Source organism: Nitratireductor pacificus pht-3B (assembly GCF_000300335.1).
In the GTDB taxonomy this organism is placed as follows: Bacteria; Pseudomonadota; Alphaproteobacteria; order Rhizobiales; family Rhizobiaceae; genus Nitratireductor; species Nitratireductor pacificus.
The window spans coordinates 1-7,373 of sequence record NZ_AMRM01000040.1; the positions used below are offsets into that span (position 1 = coordinate 1).

Consider the following 7,373-nt stretch of genomic DNA (forward strand, 5'->3'; position numbering starts at 1 on the left):
TTGTCGAACCACGCACGACGCTGCTGCCATGATCGAGCCGGAACAACCTGAGAACCAGACTCCGCGCCTCGTTCCGGAGGCCCTACCCCCACGCGAGCAGGGCGATCAGCCCCAGCCCGCCGACGATCAGCCGCCACCAGCCGAACAGCGCATAGCCGTGTTGCGAGACGTAGCCGAGCAGCCAGCGCACGACGAGCAGCGCCGCCACAAAGGCAGCGATGAAGCCGACGGCGATGATCTGCAGGTCGGCCGCCGAGAGAAGCGCGTGGTTCTTGTAGAGGTCGTAGGCGAAGGCGCCGGTCATGGTCGGCATGGCCAGGAAGAACGAGAACTCGGCCGCCGAGCGCTTGTCGGCCCCGAGCAGCAGCCCGCCGACGATGGTCGCGCCGGAGCGCGATGTGCCGGGGATCATCGACAGGCACTGGATCAGGCCGATCTTGAAATACATGGCGAGCGGGAATTTGGTGATGTCGGTGTAGCGCGGCTTCTGCGCCCAGCGGTCGACCCAGAGCAGAACGATGCCGCCGAGAATCAGCATGATGCAGATCAGCATCGGCGTTTCGAACAGAACCGTCTTGATGATCTTGTAGGCCAATACGCCAACCACCGCTGCGGGCAGGAAGGCGATCAGCACGCCGAGCACGAAGCGCCGCGTGCCGGGGTCGCGCGGCAGGTCGGTCAGGATCTTCCAGAGCCGCGCGGCGTAGACGCTGAGGATCGCCAGGATGGCTCCGAGCTGGATCAGCACCTCGAAGGCCTTGCCGGTGGATTCGAAGCCGAGGAAATGCCCGGCGAGAAGGATGTGGCCGGTCGAGGAGACGGGGATGAACTCCGTCAACCCCTCGAGAATGCCAAGCAGAAGCGCACCGATGATGGTCTGGTCCGTCACGTCCGCTCCTCAATCATGGCTTGCTTGTCAGTCAGCCGGTCTCCCCCTATAGCTGAAGGAAGAACGCCCAGAATCAGGTAATCAGAGGATTACCGCCGCGGCCATGAAATGGCCAGAGCCTTCCATTAGAAGTCAACGCATGCTGACGTTATTCCACCACCCGCTCTATGCCTCCTGCCGTTTCGTGCGGCTCTCCTTCGGCGAGTATGGCGAGGAACTCGCCCTCATCGAGGAACGCCCCTGGGCCCGGCGTCAGGAGTTCCTGTCCCTCAATCCGGCTGGCACCATTCCCGTGCTTCTGGCCGAGGGCGATCATCCCATCGTCGGCGCCACGGTCATCGCCGAGTATCTCGACGAGACGCGCGGCGCGCTGAAGCGGGAAAAGCGGCTGATGGCGGAGGATTCGGTCCAGCGCGCCGAGATTCGCCGGCTTGTCGACTGGTATCTCACCAAGACGGAAGCGGACGTGACGCGCCATCTGGTGCGCGAGCGCGCGCTGAAGCCGCACATGTCCAGCGCCGAGGGGGGCGGTTCGCCCGATTCCGCGACCATTCGCGCGGCCCGGGCCAATGTGCGCCAGCATCTGAAATACACCAACTGGCTGGCCGGTACGCGCGACTGGCTGGCCGGCAAGAAACTCTCCTATGCAGACCTCGCCGCAGCCGGCGCGCTCTCGGTGCTCGACTATCTGGGCGAGGTCGAATGGCGCGACTATCCCGCCGCGCGCGACTGGTACAGCCGTATGAAATCGCGGCCGTCCTTCCGCTCCCTCCTCACCGACCGCGTGCGCGGCCTGTCGCCGGTCTCGCACTACGCGGATCTCGATTTCTGATGCGCCCGGCGCAGGCCGACCGGCTTCGCGCCTTTGTCGATAAGGAGGCGCGCGCCGCGGGCTTCGATGCGGTGGCCATCGCATCGGCGGAGCGCGCGCCTTCGCGCGCCGCCGAGCTGCGTCATTTCCTGAACGAAGGCCGCCACGGCACCATGCAATGGATGGAGGAGACGGCGGAACGCCGTGCCCATCCGCGCGATCTGTGGCCCGAGGCGCGCTCGGTGATCATGCTCGCCATGAACTACGGCCCCGAGGACAACCCGCTTGCCATTCTGGAGCACAGGAGCCGCGCGGCGATCTCCGTCTACGCGCGCAACCGCGACTATCATGATGTGGTCAAGGGCCGGCTCAAGCAGGTGGCCGGCAAGCTCGCCGCCCGGGCCGGGGCGGAGGTCAAGGTTTTCGTCGACACCGCCCCCGTGATGGAAAAGCCCCTGGCGCGCGAGGCGGGCCTCGGCTGGCAGGGCAAGCACACCAATCTCGTCAGCCGCGAATTCGGCTCCTGGCTGTTCCTGGGGTCGATCTTCACCACGGCGGAGCTGGCGCCGGACGCACCCGAGCGCGACCATTGCGGTTCCTGCCGCGCCTGCCTCGACATCTGCCCGACAGACGCCTTTCCGGCCCCCTACCAGCTCGACGCGCGCCGCTGCATCTCCTATCTCACCATCGAGCACAAGGGGCCGATCCCGCGCGAATTTCGCGCCGCGATGGGCAACCGCATCTATGGCTGCGACGATTGCCTGGCGGTCTGTCCGTGGAACAAGTTCGCCCGCGAAGCCGCCGAGACGAAGCTCAGGGCGCGCGAGGATCTGAACGCGCCGCCGCTCGCCGATCTTCTGACGCTGGACGATGCGGCGTTCCGCGCCTTCTTCTCCGGCTCGCCGATCAAGCGCATCGGCCGCGACCGCTTTGTCCGCAACGCGCTGATCGCCGCCGGCAACTCCGGCGACCCGGCGCTCGCCGGCGCGTGCGAGGTCCTGGCCGGCGACCCGTCGGCGCTGGTGCGTGGCGCGGCGGTCTGGGCGCTGGAGCGGCTGCTCGACGCGGAGCGCTTCGCGGTTCTCGATGCGCGCTTGCGTCCGCGGGAAAAGGATGCCGAAGTGCTGGCCGAGTGGGGAGCCCGATCATGACCAAGGAATTCTTCATCTTCGGAGCCGGCTATTCGGGCCGCGCCCTGGCGCGCGAGCTGGTGGCCGAGGCGGATGGCATCGGCGGCACGACGCGAAGCCTCGCCAATGCCGGCCGGCTCGAACGCGCCGGCATCACGCCCCATGCCTTCATCGGCGGCGAGGCCCTGCCGTCCGGCATCGCCGATGTCCTGTCGCGCACGACCCATCTGGTGGTCAGCATCGCGCCGGATGCCGCCGGGGATCCCGTTCTTGCAGCGGCCCGCGCCACGGTCGCCGGGGCCATGCCGGCGCTGAAATGGATCGGCTATCTCTCGACGGTTGGCGTCTACGGCGACCATGGCGGCGCCTGGGTCGACGAGGCGAGCGCCTGCGCGCCGGTCTCCCAGCGCTCGAAGCAGCGTGTCGCGGCGGAGGGTGCCTGGCTCGAGCTCGGGGAGCAGACCGGGATTCCCGTCGCCGTCCTGCGCCTGTCGGGCATCTACGGCCCGGGACGCAACGCCCTCGCCAACCTGGCGGACGGCAAGGCCCGGCGCATCGTCAAGCCGGGCCAGGTGTTCAACCGCATTCATGTGGACGACATCGCGGGCGCCGCCGCCCATCTGGCGCGCCGCCGCGAGGGCGGCATCTTCAACGTCACCGACGATGCTCCGGCCCCGCCCCAGGATGTGGTCGCCTATGCCGCGCGCCTCATGGGCGTCGAGCCGCCGCTGGAGGTCGCCTTCGAGGATGCGGGCCTGAGCGCCATGGGCCGGTCCTTCTATGGCGAGTGCAAGCGCGTGGCGAACGCACGGCTGAAGGCGACGGGCTATCGCATGCGCCATCCCGACTACCGCGCGGCGCTGGACGCCATGTGGGCGGACGAGAGCTGGCGGGCGGAAGATTCCTGAGACCGCCATGGCTGTGCTATGATTCGCGCCGGCAATGGGTGGCCGATGACGAGGAAACGATGCGATTCCCGACGCTTTTGAGATGTGCCGTGGCGGCAATGCTCGGCCTTTCCGTGTTCGCCGGCGCGGCCGTGGCCGAGCCGCTGGCCAAGGATCTGTTCGGGGCGAAGAAACTTCCGGCGGTGGCAGCTCCCGAAGCCTTCGGCTTCTATTCGAAGGGCTGTTTTGCCGGCGGCATGGCCATCGCCAGGGACGGCCCGCACTGGCAGGCCATGCGCCTTTCGCGCAACCGCCGCTGGGGCCACCCCCAGCTCATCACGCTGCTGGAGCGCCTGTCGCGCGAGGCGGCGCAGGACGGCTGGAGCGGCCTCCTCGTCGGCGACATCTCGCAGCCGCGCGGCGGCCCGATGCTGACCGGCCACGCCTCGCACCAGCTCGGCCTCGACGCGGACATCTGGTTCACGCCGATGCCGGCGCGCCGCTTCACTGACAGAGAGCGCGAGAATGTCAGCGCCGTGTCCATGCTGAAGGGCGATTCCCTCTATGTCGACGACCGCAAATGGACGCCGGCGCATGAAGCGGTCCTGCGCCGTGCTGCCGGCTACCCGGAGGTGGAGCGCATCCTCGTCCATCCCGGCATCAAGAAGAAGCTGTGCGACACGGTGCGCGGCGACCGCGGCTGGCTGGGCAAGGTGCGCCCCTTCTGGGGGCACCATTATCACTTTCACGTGCGGATCGGTTGTCCGCCCGGCTCGACCGGGTGCAGGCCGCAGGATCCGCCGCCGCGCGGCGATGGCTGCGACAAGTCGCTCGACTGGTGGTTCACCGACGAGCCTTGGCGTCCCGCCAAGGGGCCGGCCAAGCCGAAGGCGCGCGACATCATGACGATGGCGGCGCTGCCCGCCGCCTGCCGCGTGGTGCTCGATGCGCCCTCTCCGCCTTCCGAGATGGCGGTAACGCTCGGTGGCGACGGAACGATCGCCCAGGCGTCGTCACAGGCGCCTGCGCCCGATCTTCCGGTTCTGGGCTACCAGGCGTTCGACCCGGCCAGCGTCCTGTCCGCCATTCCCGGAAGCCGTGTGCCGCGTCCCAGCAGCCGCCCCGACCTGCAGTAGGGCGGCCGGCCCCCGCATGGGCGCCGGTGACGTGATTTTCTCGTCGCCGTGCTTGCCTTAATGGTTCAACCGATTTAATTGCCCCGGTAGGCATGGTTTTGCCTTGTGCCGCCGAGCGCGCGACGAAACCATGCGGGGAACAGAACCAGACGCCGCAGGCGCGCCGACAGGACGAGCAGCGCCATAATCCGGGCCTTTGCCATGCATTTCACGAACGAGAACGACACCGCGCTCAGATTCCCGGTCCTGATCGGCGATATCGGCGGCACCAATGCCCGCTTCGCGATTCTCGTCGATTCCAACGCCGACCCGAAGATCTTCCCGGTCGTGCAGACGGCCGACCATGCGACCATCGACGAGGCGATCCAGTCCTCCATTCTCGACCGGACATCGATCCAGCCGCGCTCGGTGGTGCTGGCAGTGGCCGGCCCGGTCGATGGCGACGAGATCGACCTCACCAATTGCGACTGGGTCGTGCGGCCGCGCCGCATGATGGAGAGCATGGGCTTCTCCGACATCATCGTCATCAACGATTTCGAGGCGCAGGCGCTGGCCGTCGTGGCGCTCGACGAGGAGCATCTCGAAATGGTCTGTCCCGGCACCTCGGAGGCGACGGGCAGCCGCGTCGTCCTCGGCCCGGGCACCGGGCTCGGCATGGCCGGTCTCGTGCACGCCCAGCACACCTGGTTTCCCGTGCCCGGCGAAGGCGGCCATGTGGATCTCGGCCCGCGCACCGCGCGCGACCTGGAGGTGTTCCCGCATCTCGAGACCATCGAGGGCCGCATCTCCGCCGAGCAGATTCTGTGCGGGCGGGGCCTGGTCAATCTCTATCGCGCCATCGCCGCGGCCGACGGCAGGGACCCCGTCCACGCGACGCCCGCCGAGGTCACGGGGGCGGGACTGGCCGGCAAGGACGCGGTCGCGGTGGAGGCGCTCGACCTCTTCGTCACCTATCTCGGGCGGCTGGCCGGCGACATGGCCCTGGTCTTCATGAGCCGGGGCGGCGTCTACCTGACGGGCGGCATCGCGCAGAAGATCGTGCCGACCCTGAAGAACGGAAAGTTCCGCGCCGCTTTCGAGGACAAGGCTCCGCACAGCGATCTGCTGCGCGCCACCCCGGCCTATGTCATCACGCATCCCATGGCCGCCGTGATGGGCCTTGCCGCCTATGCGCGCACGCCGACGCGCTTCGGCGTCGAGACGCAGGGCCGCCGCTGGAAGGCCTGATTTCCCGCTTCCTGAACCTGTGCCGCGGTCATTCCTGCGTGATTGGCCGTTGCATGAGCTGTCTCGAACGGGCATAGCCTGTTGCGGGCGGTCGACGAGAGCGGTTGAACAGGAACGAAGCCTTGAGAATCGGAAGAAGCACGGCGGATTCGGACGCAATCATTCCCGTGATCCGGCGGATCTTTGCCGAGAACGGCCGTGAGTATGTCGGCCACTACGCCATCGCGATCGTCTGCATGCTGGCCATCGCCGCGACCACGGCGTTCAGCGCCTGGATCATGCGCGACATCATCGACGAGGTGTTCTACCGCCAGCGCTGGGAGCTTGTCGGCTGGATCTGCGGCGCGATCATCGCCGCTTTCGCCATCCGCGGCTTCGCCTCATACGGCCAGTCGGTCATGCTGGCCAAGATCGGCAACAACATCGTCGCGCGCTACCAGCAGCGCATGTTCGACCACCTGATGCGCCTCGGCATCGATTTCTTCACGGCCACCCGTTCCGGCCAGCTCTCGGCGCAGATCAGCCAGAATGTCGGCGGCATCCGCGACCTGCTCAACATGACCGTGGCCTCCATCGCCCGCGATGTGGTCACCCTGGTCGGCCTCGTCGCCGTGATGGTGATGCAGGACCCGCTGCTGTCGGTGATCGCCCTGGTCATCGGCCCGCCGCTCATCTACGCCGTCAACTACCTGATGCGCCGCCTGCGCCGGGTCACGCGCGAGGCCGTCGACATCAATTCGCGTCTGCTCGGCGCGATGCAGGAATCCGTTCAGGGCATCGCCATCATCAAGGCCTTCACCATGGAGAAGCAGCTCTCCGACAAGATGGCGGGCCTGATCCTTCATGCGGAGGAGCGGTCGAACAAGATCGCCCGCGTTTCGGAGCGTCTCGGGCCGATCACCGAAATCCTGGCCGGTCTGGCCATTGCCGGCGTCATCGGCTATGCGGCATGGCGCGCGTCGGTCAGCGCCCAGCCGCCCGGCTCGGTCTTCGCCTTCATCACCGCACTGCTCCTCGCCTATGATCCGGTGCGAAAGCTCGCCCGCGTGCAGGTCAATCTGGAGCGCGCCCTGGTCAACGCGCGCATGATCTACGAGATTCTCGACATCGAGCCGCAGCAGGGCGACGCGCCGGGCGCCGGCGCCCTCTCGGTCGCGAAGGGCGATGTCGTCTTCGACAGGGTCGCCTTCTCCTACAGCGAGGCGCTTCCCGTGCTGCGCGGCGTCAGCTTCACGGCGAAGGCCGGCGAGACGACGGCCATCGTCGGCCCGTCGGGCGCCGGCAAGTCGACGC

Annotated in this window: 7 protein-coding genes; 6 read left to right on the top strand and 1 reads right to left on the bottom strand. The window is 67.7% G+C overall.

Annotation, left to right across the window (positions count from 1 at the left end; translation table 11 throughout):
* Positions 1–82: 82 nt before the first annotated feature.
* The gene (locus tag NA2_RS21040; RefSeq protein ID WP_008599302.1) at positions 83–889 is read right to left on the bottom strand and encodes an undecaprenyl-diphosphate phosphatase; all 807 of its coding nucleotides are present in this window, start codon (positions 887–889) and stop codon (positions 83–85) included.
* A 139-nt stretch (positions 890–1,028) separates the two neighbouring features.
* Between NA2_RS21040 and NA2_RS21045 the strand changes: the two genes are divergently transcribed.
* The 6 genes from NA2_RS21045 to NA2_RS21070 form a co-directional block, all read left to right on the top strand.
* Positions 1,029–1,721 carry a glutathione S-transferase family protein gene (locus NA2_RS21045; protein WP_008599303.1) on the top strand — a complete coding sequence of 231 codons (693 nt, stop codon included), beginning with the start codon at positions 1,029–1,031 and terminating at the stop codon, positions 1,719–1,721.
* Positions 1,721–2,851: a tRNA epoxyqueuosine(34) reductase QueG gene (gene queG, locus NA2_RS21050; RefSeq protein ID WP_008599304.1), complete on the top strand. Its 1,131-nt coding sequence runs from the start codon at positions 1,721–1,723 to the stop codon at positions 2,849–2,851. The genes NA2_RS21045 and queG overlap by 1 nt, the downstream gene beginning before the upstream one ends.
* Positions 2,848–3,738: an SDR family oxidoreductase gene (locus tag NA2_RS21055; RefSeq protein ID WP_008599305.1), complete on the top strand. Its 891-nt coding sequence runs from the start codon at positions 2,848–2,850 to the stop codon at positions 3,736–3,738. The genes queG and NA2_RS21055 overlap by 4 nt, the downstream gene beginning before the upstream one ends.
* A 59-nt stretch (positions 3,739–3,797) precedes the next feature.
* Entirely contained in the window at positions 3,798–4,853 is a 1,056-nt protein-coding gene (gene mepA, locus NA2_RS21060) for a penicillin-insensitive murein endopeptidase (protein WP_040678964.1), read from the top strand.
* 201 nt (positions 4,854–5,054) lie between these two features.
* Positions 5,055–6,080 (top strand): glucokinase, encoded by a 1,026-nt coding sequence (locus NA2_RS21065; protein ID WP_008599307.1) that lies wholly within the window; start codon positions 5,055–5,057, stop codon positions 6,078–6,080.
* 161 nt (positions 6,081–6,241) lie between these two features.
* Positions 6,242–7,373, top strand: a 1,132-nt coding sequence (locus tag NA2_RS21070) for an ABC transporter ATP-binding protein (RefSeq protein ID WP_420798723.1), incomplete at its 3' end; no start/stop codon positions are given.